Genomic DNA, 15,981 nt, shown 5'->3' on the forward strand with positions numbered 1-15,981 from the left:
ACAGTCATTCAGAAATGCAGGCGGCCTGCCGGTGAGTAAGGCGCGGGGTCAATGATCGGCTTGCCGCCCAGTAACAGATCAGTGATCAGCTGACACGAGGCCGGCGCCAGCACAAGGCCGTTGCGGTAATGACCGCAGTTGAGCCACAGCCCGTCGAAGCCGGCCAACTGCCCGATGAAGGGAATGCCTTCGGGCGAGCCGGGACGCAGGCCTGCCCATTGGGCGACAGGTGCGGCATTGGCCAGTTGGGGAAGCAATTCGATGGCCGATGCCTTGAGACTTTCCAGCGCGGCGTGCGTGGTGGTCTTGTCGAACCCTTCGTGCTCCAGCGTGCTCCCGATCAGGATATGGCCGTCGCGACGCGGAATCGCATAGCGCCCTTTTGCCAGAACCATGCTGGACAGAAAGTCCGATGCACAGCGGTAGAGAATCATCTGCCCTTTGACCGGTTCGACCGGCAGCTCCAGGCCAAGGGTCTTGAGCAGTTCGCCGCTCCAGGCGCCTGCCGCCAGAATCACCCGATCACCGGTGACATGACCTGACGGCGTACACACGCCTGAGATCCTGCTGCCCTCACGCACAAAGCCGCTGACTTCGCACTGCTCGCGAACTTCGACGTTCGGCATCGCCAGCAGCGCGGCCTTGAGCGATTTGACCAGCCGGGGGTTGCGCACGTTGGCCACGTCGGCCATGTGGATCGCCCGCGAGTACCCCTTCCCCAGCGCTGGCACAGCGTCATTTACCGCCGAGACATCGACGCGGCTCAATGGCCGGCTCGCGCGTACCGCCCATTCAAGCGCAGCCTGCTCGTCGTCAAGGTCGAGCCAATACAGGCCGGTCTTGTGAACCTCGGGGTCGATACCGGTCTGTGCGAGCAAACGCTCGGCGAGGTGCGGGTAGAAGTCCTGTGACCAATGCGCCAGCGCAGTAACTGCGGGGCTGTAGCGCCACGGATAGAGCGGCGAAACAATCCCGCCACCAGCCCAGGAGGATTCCTGACCCACCTCCGAACGATCCAGCAACACAATGTTGACCTGCTCGGAGGCGAGATTGAAGGCGGTCAGCAGCCCTATGACGCCACCGCCGACAATGACTGTTTTTTGCTTGGACATCTTGGTCTCTGGACAAGGAAAACGGTTTCAGCGGCCCCAGCAGTCTTTGGTGGTCACGCCGGTGGTCGCGCCTGAGTTGCTTCGCGCACCGGTGTTGGTGATCACGAAGCTGCCGCACTTGTCGCCTGCCATCAGCGTGCCGCCGATCGGTGTGGCTGTCAGGGTGAAGTCGGTAGCGTTAACAACGGGAAGGATGTTGTAGTAAGTGTTACCGCCGCTCAAACCCACAAGATTTGCATAAGACCCGTTGTTTCGCGAATACCAGCGTTCCAGCGCCTGCGTCTGCTCTGAAAGCAAGCTGGCGATGGCCGAGCGCTGGGTGCGCTTCACGTACTCGGTGTAACTGGGGTAAGCGATGGCGGCCAGAATACCGACAATCGCCACGACGATCATGAGTTCGATCAACGTAAAGCCCCTGGATGTCGCTCGCATGATTCGCTTCCCTATTGGATTTGTCGCCACATGATGCGCTGGTAAACGTTACCACTGCCGCCCTTTTCTTTCAGGACATCAGGCGTGTTGCCCGTGGAGTTGTTGATGATCTTCACTTCATTGCCGTCACCCGTACCCGACACGATAGCCGATACGACGGGAATACCCGTGTACCCGAGCCCGGCAGCGTACAGGTCGGAATTGTTGATGTTGTTATCGCCGTTGGTGTCGAGCACCTGATAGTTAAGCATGCTACCGGTGGCAGCATTGAGCTCAAAGACGCGCCCGGTGCCCGTACTTTCGCAAGGGTCGGCGGAGTTTACGGATGCTGTCGAGAAGATAATCCGGCCCCGACTGGTCTGCGCCGGGTAAATGATCCGCTCGCCCAGGTACGGCGCCACCGCCGAGAGCGGCATGTACCAGCCTTTTTTGACGGACCAGTCCACATCATTGGTGGTCGACGTGAAATACGTGGTGCCGTTGCTGATGACACTGCCATTGACCGCTTGTGCCTGCAGGTTTGCTTCTACAGTGCTGCCCGTTCCGGCATCGGCATCCCATATCGCATAGAAGTCCTGAAGCGCGGTGGTTTGCTTGTCTGCAACTTCAATGAACTTGCCGGTCCCGAAATAAACGATCTTGCCATTGAGCGGGTGATCGAGCACGAAGGGCTGAACGGTGATGGGCTGAGCGGCACCGCGTGGTGCGGTGAACAATGGCGCGCCGCCAAAAGCCACTTTCCAGCTGGAAGCGGCTGCGCCACTCATGTCGAACTTCCACAACCGCCCTTTCAGATCGCCTGCGTACGCAGCCACAACCACGTTCTGGGCGTTGACGCGCAGTTTGACTGAAGAGAGCCCGTTATCTGTTTCGCTGTTGAGGACCGGCGTCTGGATCTCGGTGATGAATGCCCCGGTATTGGCATTCAGTACATACAGCGAGGCCCTGCCTGTGAAGCTGCCGTAACCGTTCCCCACCACCATAATTCCTGTGCCGTCCGCCATCCGCGCAACATCCGGTTTTGCATAGGTGTAACCAAGATTGTTGAATTTATTGTTGGCGTCGGACGTGTCAGGGGCTTTGACCTCCCACAGCGCGCTGACGGTGTTACTCGTGCCCTCAAATAGCTTGATGGCGAAGAATGCCTTGCCACCCGCTCCGGTACCGCCATAAGCCACGGTGCGCCACGCGGTACCCGAGGACAGTTGCGTATCGAACACTGAAATCTGACCATCTACCGTGAATTTGTGAACGCCAGATCCATAGGAGGTGGAGGCGATGGTCGCCAGCGAGGTCAGCGCTGTCGAGGGCATGTACGCATATCGCCTTGAGCCGTCGGTTGGGCTGATAACGTTAAAAAATCCGTCGTTGGCGTTGGCCAGAATGCTGTAATTCATCTTGGCGGCTTTGGTGGCCAGGTACGTGGTATAGGTGGTGTCACCTATCAGGTCAGAAGCGGTTTTTTGCGAAGGCAATGCCGCGCCGAGAGAAGAGTTGACGATGTCACCCAGCAGCCGGGTACGTGTTCGAAGCTTGGCGTTGGCGGTCCCTTTGGACCAGGCGATAAGCTCTTCACCTGTCACGTTGGTCGGTAACGTCGCATTCAGCGCAGCCTGTTGAGCAGGGCTGAAACTGGCATATTCCAGGGGAATCTTCGTCGGCGTGGAAAGCGTGCTCCACGACTCGAATACCGGCGGCGTCGAGCCAGTGACAATAGCCGTGTCCGTCGTCCAGACCGGCGCACTCAAGGCACCTGTTGTCTGATCCAGATTGAAGGCCCTGATAGTGCCATGCCAATCGCTCGGATCGTAAAGCGTCTGATAGAACTGAGTACCTGTCTGAAGCGTCGATGAGTTTGCCGCGCCCCCTGCGCCAGAGCCTACTTTGGCGTAGATGTCGCTCAATGCGAGATCCAGCGCAGAGCTGAGCCCCGAACTGTCGTTGGCCTGGAAGTATTTGCCATGACCGTGGGTATCGTTGGCAGCATCGTTAAGCATCTGGTTCGATGCCGTGAAGCCGATGGTGTATGTGCTGAGGTTCTGTTTCGCGAAACCGGCGGTGTCCCAGCTTTTGCCGGTCAGGTCGCCGCCCGACGTCACGGCGTCACGACGCAGGTCGATGTCATAGGCAAATTTGGCCAGGTCGTCCAGATAGAGCGTATCCCCTTCACCATCGCCCGACAGGTTGTCGCCATCATTGGCGGCGTTCAAATCCCAGTTGGGCAGCGAGCGGGTCGTGTCCAGAACATCGTCAGGGTCATTGGTGGGAAACGTCCGGTCATAAGTCGGCAAGCCATCGGTAATAACGACACCGTAGTTTTTCTGGCAACGGTATTGAATCGGACTCACGTAGTTCGAGCCACTCTGATAGAACGGCGACATCCCGCGAAAATACCGCGTGATCTCGTAATAGGTTTCCGCCAGCGGGGTGTTGGCTGAAGGGGTCAGGTTGGCGATAGCCAATTTGAGGTTGTCACTGTTTTTAGTGGCCTGATCTTGAGTGACCTCGTTAGGTTGATAAGTAGTGCGCGCGACAGGCGCCAGGTCTGTAACGATCCTGGCTATCTTGCCCCCAGGCCCCGAATCAAAATTGTTGGGATCATTGAACGTGGCCAGCCCGATCCTGAGTGAGGAGTTGTTTGTCACCAGGTTGGTTGCTACGGATTTCGCAACCTTCATACGGTAATCGTTGGGGATGACACCGTTCAGGTAATTGCGCACGCCGGAAGAGTTGGGCTGGACCAGGTCAATCAAATAGGACAGGTAGTTGGCTGTGTAACGCGTCAACCCGCCGCCGGCAGGATCGGGAAGCGCAAGGCAGTAGCGAATGTTATTGCGAAAGACAGGACGACCTCCAGACGGACACAGCAGCGCAAAGTTGAAAATGCTGACCCCGTTGATGTCCCCTAGCGACAATGCATCGTCCCCCGATATTGTGCTCAAAAAGGGGCAAGGGACGGTGATGAAACCACTGATACATTGGGTGGAGTAATAACTGATGTCTGACTGTTTGATCGTCGGGTTAAACCCCGACGCCCAGATGATGTTGTACATACTGCCCGAGTTGTCCACGAGCAGCATCAGGTTGGGCGGCACTGCCGGGGAACTCAACAAGGGGACTTGCGCGGGAGTGAAAGCATACACCGGGCTGGCCAGATACAGCGCCAGCAGCGCGCCATACAGGAACTTCAGGCCACCACGAAACGCCCTAGCAATTGCCATAAATACTCTCCAGCACCGTTCGCGAAGTGCCTTGAATGGCAATTGCGGTTACCCGATACATTGTGACCGACCCCGTGCAATTCGCAGGGCTCCGTATGGGCGTAGCCGTGGTGCCCAGATTCTGGATACCAAACATCGCAGCGCTTGTGCCAATCCAGTTCACGCCAGAAGTCCCCATCCCCGGATTCAGCACTGTAGTCGAATCAGCCGGCGGGGCGCAGCCGGCAGGTGGCGTACAGGAAGCCATTGAAAAATCGGGCTTCATGATCGACGACTCGCCGAGACGCAGTTGCGCCTCGGCCGCCTGAAAAGAGACATTACGAACCGTCACGCTGCCCGCCATCTTTTCCTGCAACGTGGCGTTCTGCATGGATGAAATGCCCAGCAGCGTCAGCAGCAGCAGGAACACCAGACTGACCAGCAGCACCATGCCGCGCTGCCTGGCAGGAAACGCAACTGTCGAGTTGAATCGCATGTTCTTGTTCATGCCCGGCCCGTTCAAAAGCGATTACGCAGATAAGCAACGACGCTGTACTGCTGATTCTGAACCCGCCCGCTCGGGTCAGATAACGTCAAGCGGATAAGCACGCTGCGTATATCGACAGCGTTGGCAGGCGTAATGGTTTGGGTGTAGGACATCGGGTTGCCCACCATACCGAATAAAACATCGAACCCGACGACGTTCTGCAGCAACGGCTCCGTCTTTCCCGCCGTAGTGGCCTGGATGTTCAGGTCTGTGCCATTAAGCGTGTAAACCAGTTGCCGCAGGGGAAAAGCGGTTTGCCCGGCAGCCGGCGCACGAGCGCCGACGTAGAGCTGAGTCGATGTTATGCAGTCGGAGATAATGGTCCAGGTCGGCGAGCTTCCAGTGATTCCGATATCAGCGGTCACCAGCGTCAACCTGCGGTTCGCGTTATCCCAGAGTATCTGGTTTTCCATCGCAAGAGGCCGGCTGATGGCAGGCGCGACGGGCGCAGAACTGTCGAGCTTCAGGCAACCATTCATTCCGGTCATCCTGATTTCCTGCACCAGTTTGCTCAAGATGAAACGGGCGTCTTCCTGCATCCGGGCGGCCGAGTTCTGACTCTGATACGTGGCTCGGGAGGCGGAGAATATCTGAACGATCCCCAGGCTCACCACCAGCCCGATGACCAGCGCCACCATGATTTCGACCAGCCCGAAACCTTTGGACGTATTCCTCATGGGTTGACCCCGATTCGGGAGGTCAGTGTAAAGCTCCGAGGTGTCGGAGCCGCCGGAGTGGCCGTAGGGCTTCCTGTTGCCTGATTGCTCGCGCTGGCAGCGCGGGTATCGCTCCAGCCAATGGTGATGGTTACTTCCGGAGCATTGCTGACAGTGATACTGCCCGTGCCGCTCTGGCCTGCAAAATTGATGATGTTGTCCCTGAAATCAGAAAGATCCTGCTGGCGTGCGTTATTCAGATTGGCAGCAGGCGCCGCTGCCAGATTCGCCAGGGCATACGTCGCCAGCACATTGGTCGAGCCGTTGGCACTTGAGTTGCCGTCAACATTGGCGCGGATGCGGTCCATCATGTCGTAAGCGATAAAGCTGGCCTGGCTGCTCATGGTCGAGCTGTCGGTGTACTTGAGGGCATTGAGCTGAATGGCGGCAGCGCCCAGCAGGCCGATGGCCAGGATCAAGACCGAAACCAGCACTTCGATCAGCGTCATGCCGGACTGGCGATACCGCACGTGGCAGGTCATCCGCAGCCCCCACCGAGGACAATTCTGCCCGTCAGGCAAATCATCATGGTTCTAGTGATAGTGCCCCGGGTGTAGGTCATGGTTACCGCCGTAGCCGGGGCGCTGAGCCCGCCCAGGTTATTGAAATCAATGGCCGTCACATTGTTATCCGCGGCCAGCGTTCCGCCACTGCTCATCGCCGCAACCTTGCGAAGCGCAGCGGGTTTCGCACTGGTGTCGGAAACCGGATAAACCTGCAATTCGTTATTCCACGCTTGCTTGTCTGTTGGCGCGATGCGTATCCCCACTCCCCTGTTTATCGCCTCAAGGCGCGCATAGTTGAGGGCCCGCTGCAAATCGCTGATTTCGGTGTCGGCCTTGCTGCTCTGGATGGAGCTGGTGAAATTCGGGATAGCGATAGCCGCCAGGATAGCCACCAGAGACACAGTGACTAACAATTCGATGAGGCTGAATCCCTTGGCTATATAACGCATTGAGTGTCTCCTAGGCCTGACGACTATAAGGCAGCAATGCCGCAGGAAAATCCATAGCGGGACGTACGGTTGTTTTGTGACGACGAACGCCCGCAAGGTTCTGAAACAGCGGTTTCCAGGGAGGGAAAGCACATGAAGCATGCCGGGTTCACACTGGTCGAATTACTGATCGTAGTCGCACTGGTCGCCATTCTCGCCAACATCGCAACACCTTCTTTCAAAGAACTGATCGATTCCAGTCGAGGGCGTGCAACCGCTCAGGAGCTGGCCAGCGGCATTCGCTCGGCCAGAGTCGCCGCGATAACGCGTAATCAGATCGTGACCATTCATGCCATCGAGGACGACTGGAGCAATGGCTGGCGGATCATACTCGACCCGGATGGCAAAGGTCCGGACGAAAACGATACGTTACTTGTAGAGCGCGCCAGTGACGGCAAAAGTCGGGTGTCAGGCAGCCGCAAGCGTGCCAGGCAGTTGAGCTTCAATGGTCTGGGCGGTTTGCGAGGCAGAACCAACGATACGCTGCATGTGTGCGCCAGCGGCCAGCCGGTCAGCAACTATCGCGTGATAGTCGCCGCCACCGGCAGGGTCAGGCTTGAAGATACAAAGAAGGCCTCAGCCTTGTGCGGCTGAGTGGCCTCAGAGCAGCGATTTGACCCGCAGCTCTTTGGGCATCGAGAAGGTGATGTTCTCTTCGCGGCCAGCCAGTTCATCGGCACCGGTGGCGCCCCAGGCCTGCAATTGCTGAATAACACCACGCACCAGCACTTCCGGAGCCGAGGCGCCAGCGGTGATGCCGATACGCTCGACGCCTTCGAACCAGCCTTGCTGCATGTCCTCGGCGCCATCAATCAGGTAAGCCGGAGTGGCCATGCGCTCGGCCAGCTCACGCAGGCGGTTGGAGTTGGAGCTGTTCGGGCTACCGACCACCAGCACCACATCGCATTCGTCGGCCAGTTGCTTGACCGCGTCCTGACGGTTTTGCGTGGCGTAGCAGATGTCGTCCTTGCGCGGCCCACCAATGGCCGGGAAACGCTGGCGCAAGGCGTCGATCACCCGGCTGGTGTCGTCCATCGACAACGTGGTCTGGGTCACGAACGCCAGAGACTCGGGGTTGCGCACCTGAAGGCGGGCAACGTCCGCTTCGTCTTCAACCAGATAGATCGCGCCGCCGTTGACGGCGTCGTACTGGCCCATGGTGCCCTCGACTTCCGGGTGCCCGGCGTGGCCGATCAGGATGCATTCGCGACCGTCCCGACTGTAACGGGCGACCTCGATATGAACCTTGGTCACCAGCGGGCAAGTCGCATCGAAAACTTTCAGGCCGCGACCCGCCGCTTCAGTGCGCACGGCCTGGGAAACGCCGTGGGCGCTGAAGATGACGATGACGTCGTCCGGCACCTGGTCCAGCTCTTCAACGAAGATCGCACCGCGCGAGCGCAGGTCTTCGACGACAAATTTGTTGTGAACGACTTCATGGCGCACGTAGATCGGCGGACCAAACACTTCCAGGGCGCGATTGACGATTTCGATCGCGCGGTCCACACCGGCACAAAAGCCGCGGGGGTTGGCGAGTTTGATTTGCATGCAGTGCCTCATGTGCGGAGCAGCCCGGCCGAAGCCGGGCTTGATGGCGGAGATCAGGAAGCCAGAATCGCCTTCACGTCGAAGATTTCCACTTCGAAGCTCAGGGTCTTGCCCGCCAGCGGGTGGTTGAAGTCGATGGTGACTTGCTCGTCATCGAATACTTTCACCACGCCGGGCAACTCGGTGTTGGCCGCGTCGTTGAAGATCACCAGCAACCCTTCGGACAGTTCCATGCCGACGAACTGCGAGCGTGGCATGATCTGCACGTTTTGTGGGTTGGGCTGACCAAAGGCGTTTTCCGGTGGAATCTGCACGGTCTTTCTGTCGCCCGCCTTGAAACCGAAAATTGCCATTTCGAAACCGGGCAGCAAATTACCGTCGCCGACCTTGAACGTGGCCGGAGCCTTTTCGAAGGTGCTGTCGACGGTGTCGCCGTTTTCCAGACGCAGGGCGAAGTGCAAGGTGACCTGCGTGTTCTGACCGATACGCAACTCGTCAGACGAGCCTTGAGTCGACGACTGTTCAGCCATTGACGGTTTCTCCGGTTTTCTTGCTCTTGAACATGTCCAGCGCCAGCATGATCGCACCAACGGTAATTGCACTGTCGGCGACGTTGAACGCCGGGAAGTACCAGCGGTTCTGCCAGTGAACCAGAATAAAGTCGATCACATGACCCAGCACGATGCGGTCATAGAGATTACCCAGCGCGCCGCCCAGCACCAGCGCCAGCGCCACAGCCAGCCATGTGTCATCGCGACCCAGGCGCTTGAGCCAGACCACGAGCACGGCGCTGACCACGACCGCGATCAGGGCAAACAACCAGCGCTGCCAACCGGCACCGTCCGCCAGAAAGCTGAAGGCAGCCCCGGTGTTGTAGGCCAGGGTCCAGCTGAAGTAATCCGGAATCACGATGATCTGTTGATACAGGGTCAGCGCGTTCTCGAAGTAGTACTTGCTGGCTTGGTCAATGACCAGAACCAGCACGCTCAACCACAGCCAGGCCAGACGGCCAAACGAGGCGTTAGGCATAATGACGCACCTCGCCTGCACCGCTGATGTTGTCCACGCAACGGCCACAGATTTCCGGATGCTCAGGGTTTACACCCACATCCTCGCGGTGATGCCAGCAACGGGCACACTTGGCATGGCTGGACTTGACCACTTTCAGTTTCAGGCCCGCCACTTCAGTGACCACTGCATCCGCCGGAGCCGACACCAACGGCGCCACGCTGGCGGTCGAGGTGATAAGTACGAAGCGCAGCTCGTTGCTCAGCTTCGCCAGATCGGCGACCAGCGAATCTTCGGCGTACAGGGTCACTTCGGCCTGCAGGTTGCCGCCAATGGCCTTGGCTGCGCGCAGGTTTTCCATTTCCTTGTTGACCGAAGTCTTCACCGCCATGATCCGCTCCCAGTAGGCGCGGTCCATTTCGAAGTCGGCCGGCATTTCGGTCAGACCTTCGTACCAGGTGTTGAGCATCACCGATTCGTTGCGCTCGCCTGGCAGGAACTGCCACAGCTCGTCGGCGGTGAACGCCAGGATCGGCGCGATCCAGCGCACCAGCGCTTCGGAGATGTGAAACAGCGCGGTCTGGCAGGAACGGCGCGCGGTGCTATCGGCAGCCGTGGTGTATTGGCGATCCTTGATGATGTCCAGATAGAAACCACCCAGCTCCTGCACGCAGAAGTTGTGGATCTTCGAGTACACGTTCCAGAACCGGTATTCGCCGTAATGCTCTTGCAGCTCGCGTTGCAGCAGCAGCGTGCGGTCAACGGCCCAACGGTCCAGCGCAAGCATGTCTTCGGCAGGCAGGATGTCGGTTGCCGGGTTGAAGCCCGACAGGTTCGAGAGCAGGAAACGTGCAGTGTTGCGAATGCGACGATAGGCATCGGCGCTGCGCTGCAGGATCTGATCGGAAACGGCCATTTCGCCCGAGTAGTCAGTCGCCGAAACCCACAGGCGCATGATGTCTGCACCCAGCGAATCGTTGACCTTCTGCGGCGCCACGACGTTGTTCAGCGACTTGGACATCTTGCGGCCATTCTCGTCGACCACAAACCCGTGGGTCAGCAGCTCGCGATACGGTGCGTGGTCGTCCAGCATGCAGCCGGTCAGCAGCGACGAGTGGAACCAGCCGCGGTGCTGGTCGGAACCTTCCAGGTACAGGTCGGCACGCGGGCCGGCTTCATGGCCCATCGGGTGCGAACCGCGCAATACGTGCCAGTGCGTGGTGCCCGAGTCGAACCAGACGTCCAGTGTGTCGGAGATCTTGTCGTACTTGGCTGCCTCGTCACCCAGCAACTCGCTGGCGTCCAGCTTGAACCAGGCTTCGATGCCCTCTTTCTCGACACGCCGGGCGACTTCTTCCATCAGCTCGACGGTGCGTGGGTGCAGGTCGCCGCTTTCCTTGTGCAGGAAGAACGGAATCGGCACGCCCCAGTTGCGCTGACGCGAGATGCACCAGTCAGGACGGTTGGCGATCATCGAGTGCAGGCGCGCCTGCCCCCAGGCCGGTACGAACTGGGTGTCTTCAATGGCCTTGACCGCGCGCTTGCGCAAGGTTTCGCCGCTTTCAGGCTGCTTGTCCATGCCGACAAACCACTGCGCAGTGGCGCGGTAGATCAAGGGCGACTTGTGGCGCCAGCAGTGCATGTAGCTGTGCTTGATGGTTTCGGTGTCCATCAGGCTGCCGACTTCGACCAGCTTGTCGATGATGTTCTGGTTGGCCTTGAAGATGAACTGGCCGCCGAAGAACTCCAGCGATTCGACATACACACCGTTGCTCTGCACCGGGCTGATGATGTCGTCGTTGCTCAGGCCGTACTGTTTGCAGATGTTGAAGTCGTCCACGCCGTAGGCAGGCGAGCAGTGAACAATACCGGTGCCCGCACCCAGCTCGACGTATTCAGCCAGATAGATGGGCGACAGACGGTCGTAGAACGGGTGACGGAAATTGATCAGCTCCAGCGACTGACCCGTGGTGGTCGCGATGACCGTGCCTTCCAGCTTGTAACGCGTCAGGCAGCTTTCCACCAGTTCGGACGCCAGCACCAGCAGTTTGTCGCCGACATCGACCAGCGAGTATTCGAACTCGGGATGGACGTTCAGCGCCTGGTTGGCCGGAATGGTCCACGGCGTGGTGGTCCAGATGACGATGGAAGCCGGTTTGCCCAGCGAGGCCACACCAAAGGCTGCGGCCAGCTTGGCCTCGTCGGCAATCGGGAACGCGACGTCGATGGTCGAGGAGCTCTTGTCCTGATACTCGACTTCAGCTTCGGCCAGGGCCGAACCGCAATCGAAACACCAGTTGACCGGCTTCAGGCCTTTGAAGACGAAGCCGCCCTTGACCATCTCGGCCAGTGCGCGGATTTCTCCGGCTTCGTTGGCGAAGTTCATGGTCAGGTACGGATTGCTCCAGTCGCCCAGCACACCCAGACGGATGAACTCGGACTTCTGGCCTTCGATCTGCTCGGCCGCGTAGGCACGGCACAGCTCACGCGTGCGATCAGCGGAGAGGTTCTTGCCGTGGGTCACTTCGACCTTGTGTTCAATCGGCAGACCGTGGCAATCCCAACCCGGCACGTACGGGGCATCGAAGCCCGACAGCGTCTTGGAACGCAGGATCATGTCCTTGAGAATTTTGTTGACCGCATGACCGATGTGAATAGTGCCGTTGGCGTACGGAGGGCCGTCGTGCAGAACGAACTTTGGACGATCCTTGCCAATCTCGCGCAGCTTCTGGTACAGGCCAATGCTGTCCCAGCGCTGCAGAGTTTGCGGCTCGCGCTGGGGCAGGCCGGCCTTCATAGGGAAGGCGGTGTCCGGAAGGTTTAGCGTGGATTTGTAGTCGGTCATTTCAGGCTCTTGTTTAGCGGTTGGCCATGCCAATGGGCACGGGCGGCAGCGACGTCCGCATTGATCGCCGTCTTGAGCGCCTCCAGTGAGGCGAAACGCTGCTCATCACGCAGCTTGTGGTGGAAAGCCACCGTCAAACGCCGGCCGTAAAGGTCGCCGGCAAAATCCAGAAGATGCACTTCAAGGTGAGCACTGCCATCACCCGCCACCGTCGGACGTACGCCGATGTTGGCGACACCCGGCCAAGGCGTGCCGTCGATGTCCATGCTGACCAGGTAAACCCCGCTCAACGGCACGCGACGACGCTTGAGCTGCACATTGGCAGTGGGCGTACCCAACTGACGCGCCAGTTTCTGGCCATGCAATACCCGTCCGGTTATCTGGAACGGGCGACCGAGCATACGCTCGGCCAAGGCAAAATCCGCCGCAGCCAGGGCTTTACGCACTTTGGTACTGCTGACACGGATACCATCGATTTCAACGGTCTGCGCCGCTTCTACGGTAAACCCGCAGGCTGTGCCGGCCTGCTGCAGGAAGTCGAAGTCGCCGACCCGGTCATAGCCGAAACGGAAATCATCGCCCACTTCAAGGTGCTGAATGCCCAGACCGTCGATCAGCACGGTTTCGACAAAGCTGGCGGCGCTGAGTTTGCTCAGGCGCTGATTGAAAGACAGGCACAACACCCGGTCAACACCCTCGGCCTTCAGCAGCTCGAGCTTGTCGCGCAAACGCGCCAGACGGGCCGGAGCGGTCTGCGGTGCGAAGAACTCACGCGGCTGCGGTTCGAAGATCACCACACAGCTGGGCACACCCAATTCGACGGCTCGCTCGCGCAAACGCGCCAGGATTGCCTGGTGGCCGCGGTGAACGCCGTCGAAATTGCCAATCGTGGCGACGCAGCCCCGATGTTCGGGGCGCAGGTTGTGAAGGCCTCTAACCAGCTGCATAACGCACTTCTTGCTCATAAAGTGGCCGATTATAACCACACACGGCCGTGGACGACAGGCAACACGCCAAGAGCGGGTCAACGTTCTCGGTGTGTCGCGAATAAAACGGATAACCACTCCTTGCGACGCGGCCTACATAACGGCCTTGCGGGCAAAATCCTTCAAGCGAAAACCCAACAGCAGAAGCATTGCAAAATAGGTCACTACGCCCGCTGCCACCAATGCACCCAGGCGCAGGAAGCGTTCAAGCATATGCCCTTCGTCCCAGGCGGGCATGAAGTGCATCAGCCCCAGCAAAACAGCCGACATCACACCCACGGCAATCACCAGTTTGAACAGGAACTTCGCCCAGCCAGGCTGGGGCTGAAACAGATCCTGCTTGCGCAATTGCCAGAACAGCAGCCCCGCGTTGATGCAGGCCCCCACGCTGATGGCCAATGCCAGGCCCGCGTGCTGCAACGGCACGATGAACGCCAGGTTGAGCAGCTGCGTCACTATGAGGGTGAAGACCGCAATTTTCACCGGGGTGCGGATATTTTGTTGAGCATAAAAGCCGGGGGCCAGCACCTTGATCAGAATGATACCCAGCAAACCGACCGAATAGGCGACCAGCGCACGCTGGGTCATGGCCGCGTCCAACGCATCGAACTTGCCGTACTGGAACAGCGAAACGGTCAACGGCTCGGCCAGCAGCCCCAGCGCCAGCGTGCAAGGCAGAACCAGCACGAAACACAGGCGCAGGCCCCAGTCGAGAATCCGCGAATACTCCTGGCGATCACGCTGTGCGTAGGTTTTGGACAGGATCGGCAGCAGGATCGTCCCCAGCGCAACGCCCAGCACACCGGACGGCAATTCCATCAGGCGGTCGGCGTAGTACATCCAGGACACTGAACCGGCGACAAGGAACGAAGCAAATATCGTGTTGATGATCAGAGAAATCTGACTGACGGAAACGCCGAGGATGGCAGGCAGCATCTGCTTCATTACCCGCCAGACGCCGGTATCCCGCAGGTTCAGTCGCGGCAGCACCAGCATGCCGATCTTTTTCAGGTGTGGCAGTTGATAAAGCAACTGCAGCAAGCCGCCGACCAATACCGCCCAGCCGAGCGCCATCACCGGCGGATCGAAGTACGGCGTCAGGAACAGCGCGAAGAAGATCATGCTGACGTTGAGCAGCGTCGGCACGAACGCCGGCACCGAGAAGCGGTTCCAGGTGTTGAGGATCGCGCCCGCCATCGATGACAGAGAAATCAGCAATATATAAGGAAAGGTCACGCGCAGCAGATCGGAGGTCAGCGCAAACTTTTCCGGCGTGTTGGCAAAGCCGGGCGCCGTGGCCCAGATCACCCAGGGCGCAAAAATCACCCCCAGCAGCGTCACCAATGCGAGCGCCAGTGTCAGCAGCCCGGTGACATAGGCCACGAAGGTGCGCGTCGCCTCTTCGCCCTGCTGGCTTTTATATTCGGCCAGAATCGGCACGAATGCCTGGGAAAAGGCACCCTCTGCGAAAATCCGACGCAGCAGATTGGGCAGTTTGAAGGCGATGAAAAACGCATCCGTTGCCATTCCGGCGCCGAAAGTGCGCGCAATGATGGTGTCCCGGACAAAGCCAAGAACCCGGGAAACCATGGTGATAGAGCTGACGGCGGCGAGTGACTTGAGTAGATTCATTGAAAGAATTATGCGCCTTGGCAAAGGATGGGCGATTAAGCCAGCCGTTTATGCGATACTTCGCGCCGCAAAAACGCCCGAAGCAAAGGCCGCGAGTTTACAGGTCACAGGCCGGAAATAAATCCTCCGGTCAAATGTAGCAACCACTCAGCGGATCACCTTAACTGCCCTTGACAAGACTTCAACTCATCGGCATGATTCGCGGCCTATTTTGTTTGCTATTTCACAAAGTCTTTCGAGGAGCTCGACGGTGGCCAACACACCTTCCGCCAAAAAACGTGCAAAACAGGCTGAGAAGCGTCGCAGCCACAACGCCAGCATGCGTTCCATGGTTCGTACCTACATCAAGAATGTAGTTAAAGCCATCGACGCAAAAGACGCTGAAAAAGCGCAAGCTGCTTATGTTCTGGCAGTGCCGGTTATCGACCGTATGGCCGATAAAGGCATCATCCACAAGAACAAAGCTGCTCGCCATAAAGGTCGTCTGAACGGTCACATCAAGGCACTGAGCCTTGCTGCTGCAGCCTAAGCGACCCGCTTGTTGAAAAACCGACCTCAGGGTCGGTTTTTTATTGCCTGCGCGAAAGCGGCCCTGAAACAGGCCACCTCGGCCGTGCCTGATGCACCGTATGCACTGGCTTTGCTGCCGGTTCCCGGCAGTTCGCGAGCAAGCTCGCTCCTACATTTATTGAGACCGACACTGCGGGCCTCTGCCCGGAGGGCGTGGGAGCTTCAGGAGGTTACGACGGCTGCGATGGGCTGCGAAGCGGCCCTGAAACAGGCCATCTCGGCTGTGCCTGATGCACCGTATGCACTGGCTTTGCTGCCGGTTCCCGGCAGTTCGCGAGCAAGCTCGCTCCTACATTTATTGAGCCCAATTATTGAGTATTGAGCCCAACACTGTGGGCTTCTGCCCGGAGGGCGTGGGAGCTTCAGGAGGTTACGACGGCTGCGATGGGCT

General features: G+C 58.8%; 15 protein-coding genes. 2 read left to right on the plus strand and 13 right to left on the minus strand.

Annotated features, from left to right (window positions below; genetic code table 11):
• Positions 1-8 precede the first annotated feature (8 nt).
• The 7 genes from thiO to BW686_RS21985 are packed head-to-tail and all read right to left on the minus strand — an operon-like array spanning position 9 to position 6,962.
• Complete coding sequence (thiO, locus tag BW686_RS21955; protein WP_084919560.1) at positions 9-1,112, minus strand: glycine oxidase ThiO; 1,104 nt, start codon at positions 1,110-1,112, stop codon at positions 9-11.
• 27 nt (positions 1,113-1,139) lie between these two features.
• Positions 1,140-1,544: a type IV pilin protein gene (locus BW686_RS21960; RefSeq protein ID WP_084919561.1), complete on the minus strand. Its 405-nt coding sequence runs from the start codon at positions 1,542-1,544 to the stop codon at positions 1,140-1,142.
• An 11-nt stretch (positions 1,545-1,555) separates the two neighbouring features.
• Positions 1,556-4,765 carry a pilus assembly protein gene (locus BW686_RS21965; RefSeq protein ID WP_084919562.1) on the minus strand — a complete coding sequence of 1,070 codons (3,210 nt, stop codon included), beginning with the start codon at positions 4,763-4,765 and terminating at the stop codon, positions 1,556-1,558.
• A complete protein-coding gene (locus tag BW686_RS21970; protein WP_084919563.1) occupies positions 4,752-5,252 on the minus strand; it encodes a pilus assembly PilX family protein in 501 nt (166 codons plus the stop codon). The genes BW686_RS21965 and BW686_RS21970 overlap by 14 nt, the downstream gene beginning before the upstream one ends.
• An 11-nt stretch (positions 5,253-5,263) precedes the next feature.
• Positions 5,264-5,968, minus strand: a complete 705-nt coding sequence (locus tag BW686_RS21975) for a PilW family protein (RefSeq protein WP_084919564.1) — start codon at positions 5,966-5,968, stop codon at positions 5,264-5,266.
• Positions 5,965-6,489, minus strand: a complete 525-nt coding sequence (gene pilV, locus BW686_RS21980; RefSeq protein WP_084919565.1) for a type IV pilus modification protein PilV — start codon at positions 6,487-6,489, stop codon at positions 5,965-5,967. Before pilV ends, BW686_RS21975 begins: the two co-directional genes overlap by 4 nt.
• A complete protein-coding gene (locus BW686_RS21985) occupies positions 6,486-6,962 on the minus strand; it encodes a GspH/FimT family pseudopilin (protein WP_084919566.1) in 477 nt (158 codons plus the stop codon). Before BW686_RS21985 ends, pilV begins: the two co-directional genes overlap by 4 nt.
• Positions 6,963-7,094: 132 nt before the next feature.
• Between BW686_RS21985 and BW686_RS21990 the strand changes: the two genes are divergently transcribed.
• Complete coding sequence (locus BW686_RS21990; protein ID WP_084919567.1) at positions 7,095-7,595, plus strand: GspH/FimT family pseudopilin; 501 nt, start codon at positions 7,095-7,097, stop codon at positions 7,593-7,595.
• Between the two features lie 6 nt (positions 7,596-7,601).
• Here the strand turns inward: BW686_RS21990 and ispH are convergent, their stop codons facing one another.
• The 6 genes from ispH to murJ all read right to left on the minus strand — a co-directional run bounded on the left by ispH (position 7,602) and on the right by murJ (position 15,020).
• Positions 7,602-8,549: a 4-hydroxy-3-methylbut-2-enyl diphosphate reductase gene (ispH, locus tag BW686_RS21995; protein WP_084919568.1), complete on the minus strand. Its 948-nt coding sequence runs from the start codon at positions 8,547-8,549 to the stop codon at positions 7,602-7,604.
• Positions 8,550-8,602: 53 nt separating this feature from the next.
• Positions 8,603-9,079, minus strand: coding sequence for an FKBP-type peptidyl-prolyl cis-trans isomerase (locus BW686_RS22000; RefSeq protein ID WP_084919569.1), 477 nt, complete (start codon positions 9,077-9,079; stop codon positions 8,603-8,605).
• Positions 9,072-9,578, minus strand: coding sequence for a signal peptidase II (gene lspA, locus BW686_RS22005; RefSeq protein WP_084919570.1), 507 nt, complete (start codon positions 9,576-9,578; stop codon positions 9,072-9,074). Before lspA ends, BW686_RS22000 begins: the two co-directional genes overlap by 8 nt.
• Positions 9,571-12,402, minus strand: coding sequence for an isoleucine--tRNA ligase (ileS, locus tag BW686_RS22010; RefSeq protein ID WP_084919571.1), 2,832 nt, complete (start codon positions 12,400-12,402; stop codon positions 9,571-9,573). Before ileS ends, lspA begins: the two co-directional genes overlap by 8 nt.
• A complete protein-coding gene (gene ribF / locus BW686_RS22015) occupies positions 12,399-13,349 on the minus strand; it encodes a bifunctional riboflavin kinase/FAD synthetase (RefSeq protein ID WP_084919572.1) in 951 nt (316 codons plus the stop codon). The genes ileS and ribF overlap by 4 nt, the downstream gene beginning before the upstream one ends.
• Before the next feature lie 132 nt (positions 13,350-13,481).
• Positions 13,482-15,020, minus strand: coding sequence for a murein biosynthesis integral membrane protein MurJ (murJ, locus tag BW686_RS22020; protein ID WP_084919573.1), 1,539 nt, complete (start codon positions 15,018-15,020; stop codon positions 13,482-13,484).
• Positions 15,021-15,270: 250 nt separating this feature from the next.
• On the opposite strand from murJ, the gene rpsT reads away from it, so the two are divergent.
• On the plus strand, positions 15,271-15,549 hold the full coding sequence (gene rpsT, locus BW686_RS22025) for a 30S ribosomal protein S20 (protein WP_005895230.1): 279 nt from the start codon (positions 15,271-15,273) through the stop codon (positions 15,547-15,549).
• Positions 15,550-15,981 lie beyond the last annotated feature (432 nt).

Source organism: Pseudomonas syringae (assembly GCF_002157375.1).
Taxonomy (GTDB): Bacteria; Pseudomonadota; Gammaproteobacteria; order Pseudomonadales; family Pseudomonadaceae; genus Aquipseudomonas; species Aquipseudomonas syringae_T.

What these genes read in the sequence shown, in the direction of transcription:
- BW686_RS22000 (WP_084919569.1), bottom strand. Translation starts at nt 9,079, where the DNA reads ATGGCTGAACAGTCGTCGACTCAAGGCTCGTCTGACGAGTTGCGTATC.
- ribF (WP_084919572.1), bottom strand. Translation starts at nt 13,349, where the DNA reads ATGCAGCTGGTTAGAGGCCTTCACAACCTGCGCCCCGAACATCGGGGC.
- BW686_RS21990 (WP_084919567.1), top strand. Translation starts at nt 7,095, where the DNA reads ATGAAGCATGCCGGGTTCACACTGGTCGAATTACTGATCGTAGTCGCA.
- BW686_RS21960 (WP_084919561.1), bottom strand. Translation starts at nt 1,544, where the DNA reads ATGCGAGCGACATCCAGGGGCTTTACGTTGATCGAACTCATGATCGTC.
- murJ (WP_084919573.1), bottom strand. Translation starts at nt 15,020, where the DNA reads ATGAATCTACTCAAGTCACTCGCCGCCGTCAGCTCTATCACCATGGTT.
- ispH (WP_084919568.1), bottom strand. Translation starts at nt 8,549, where the DNA reads ATGCAAATCAAACTCGCCAACCCCCGCGGCTTTTGTGCCGGTGTGGAC.
- ileS (WP_084919571.1), bottom strand. Translation starts at nt 12,402, where the DNA reads ATGACCGACTACAAATCCACGCTAAACCTTCCGGACACCGCCTTCCCT.
- BW686_RS21985 (WP_084919566.1), bottom strand. Translation starts at nt 6,962, where the DNA reads ATGCGTTATATAGCCAAGGGATTCAGCCTCATCGAATTGTTAGTCACT.
- BW686_RS21970 (WP_084919563.1), bottom strand. Translation starts at nt 5,252, where the DNA reads ATGAACAAGAACATGCGATTCAACTCGACAGTTGCGTTTCCTGCCAGG.
- BW686_RS21975 (WP_084919564.1), bottom strand. Translation starts at nt 5,968, where the DNA reads ATGAGGAATACGTCCAAAGGTTTCGGGCTGGTCGAAATCATGGTGGCG.
- BW686_RS21965 (WP_084919562.1), bottom strand. Translation starts at nt 4,765, where the DNA reads ATGGCAATTGCTAGGGCGTTTCGTGGTGGCCTGAAGTTCCTGTATGGC.
- thiO (WP_084919560.1), bottom strand. Translation starts at nt 1,112, where the DNA reads ATGTCCAAGCAAAAAACAGTCATTGTCGGCGGTGGCGTCATAGGGCTG.
- lspA (WP_084919570.1), bottom strand. Translation starts at nt 9,578, where the DNA reads ATGCCTAACGCCTCGTTTGGCCGTCTGGCCTGGCTGTGGTTGAGCGTG.
- pilV (WP_084919565.1), bottom strand. Translation starts at nt 6,489, where the DNA reads ATGACCTGCCACGTGCGGTATCGCCAGTCCGGCATGACGCTGATCGAA.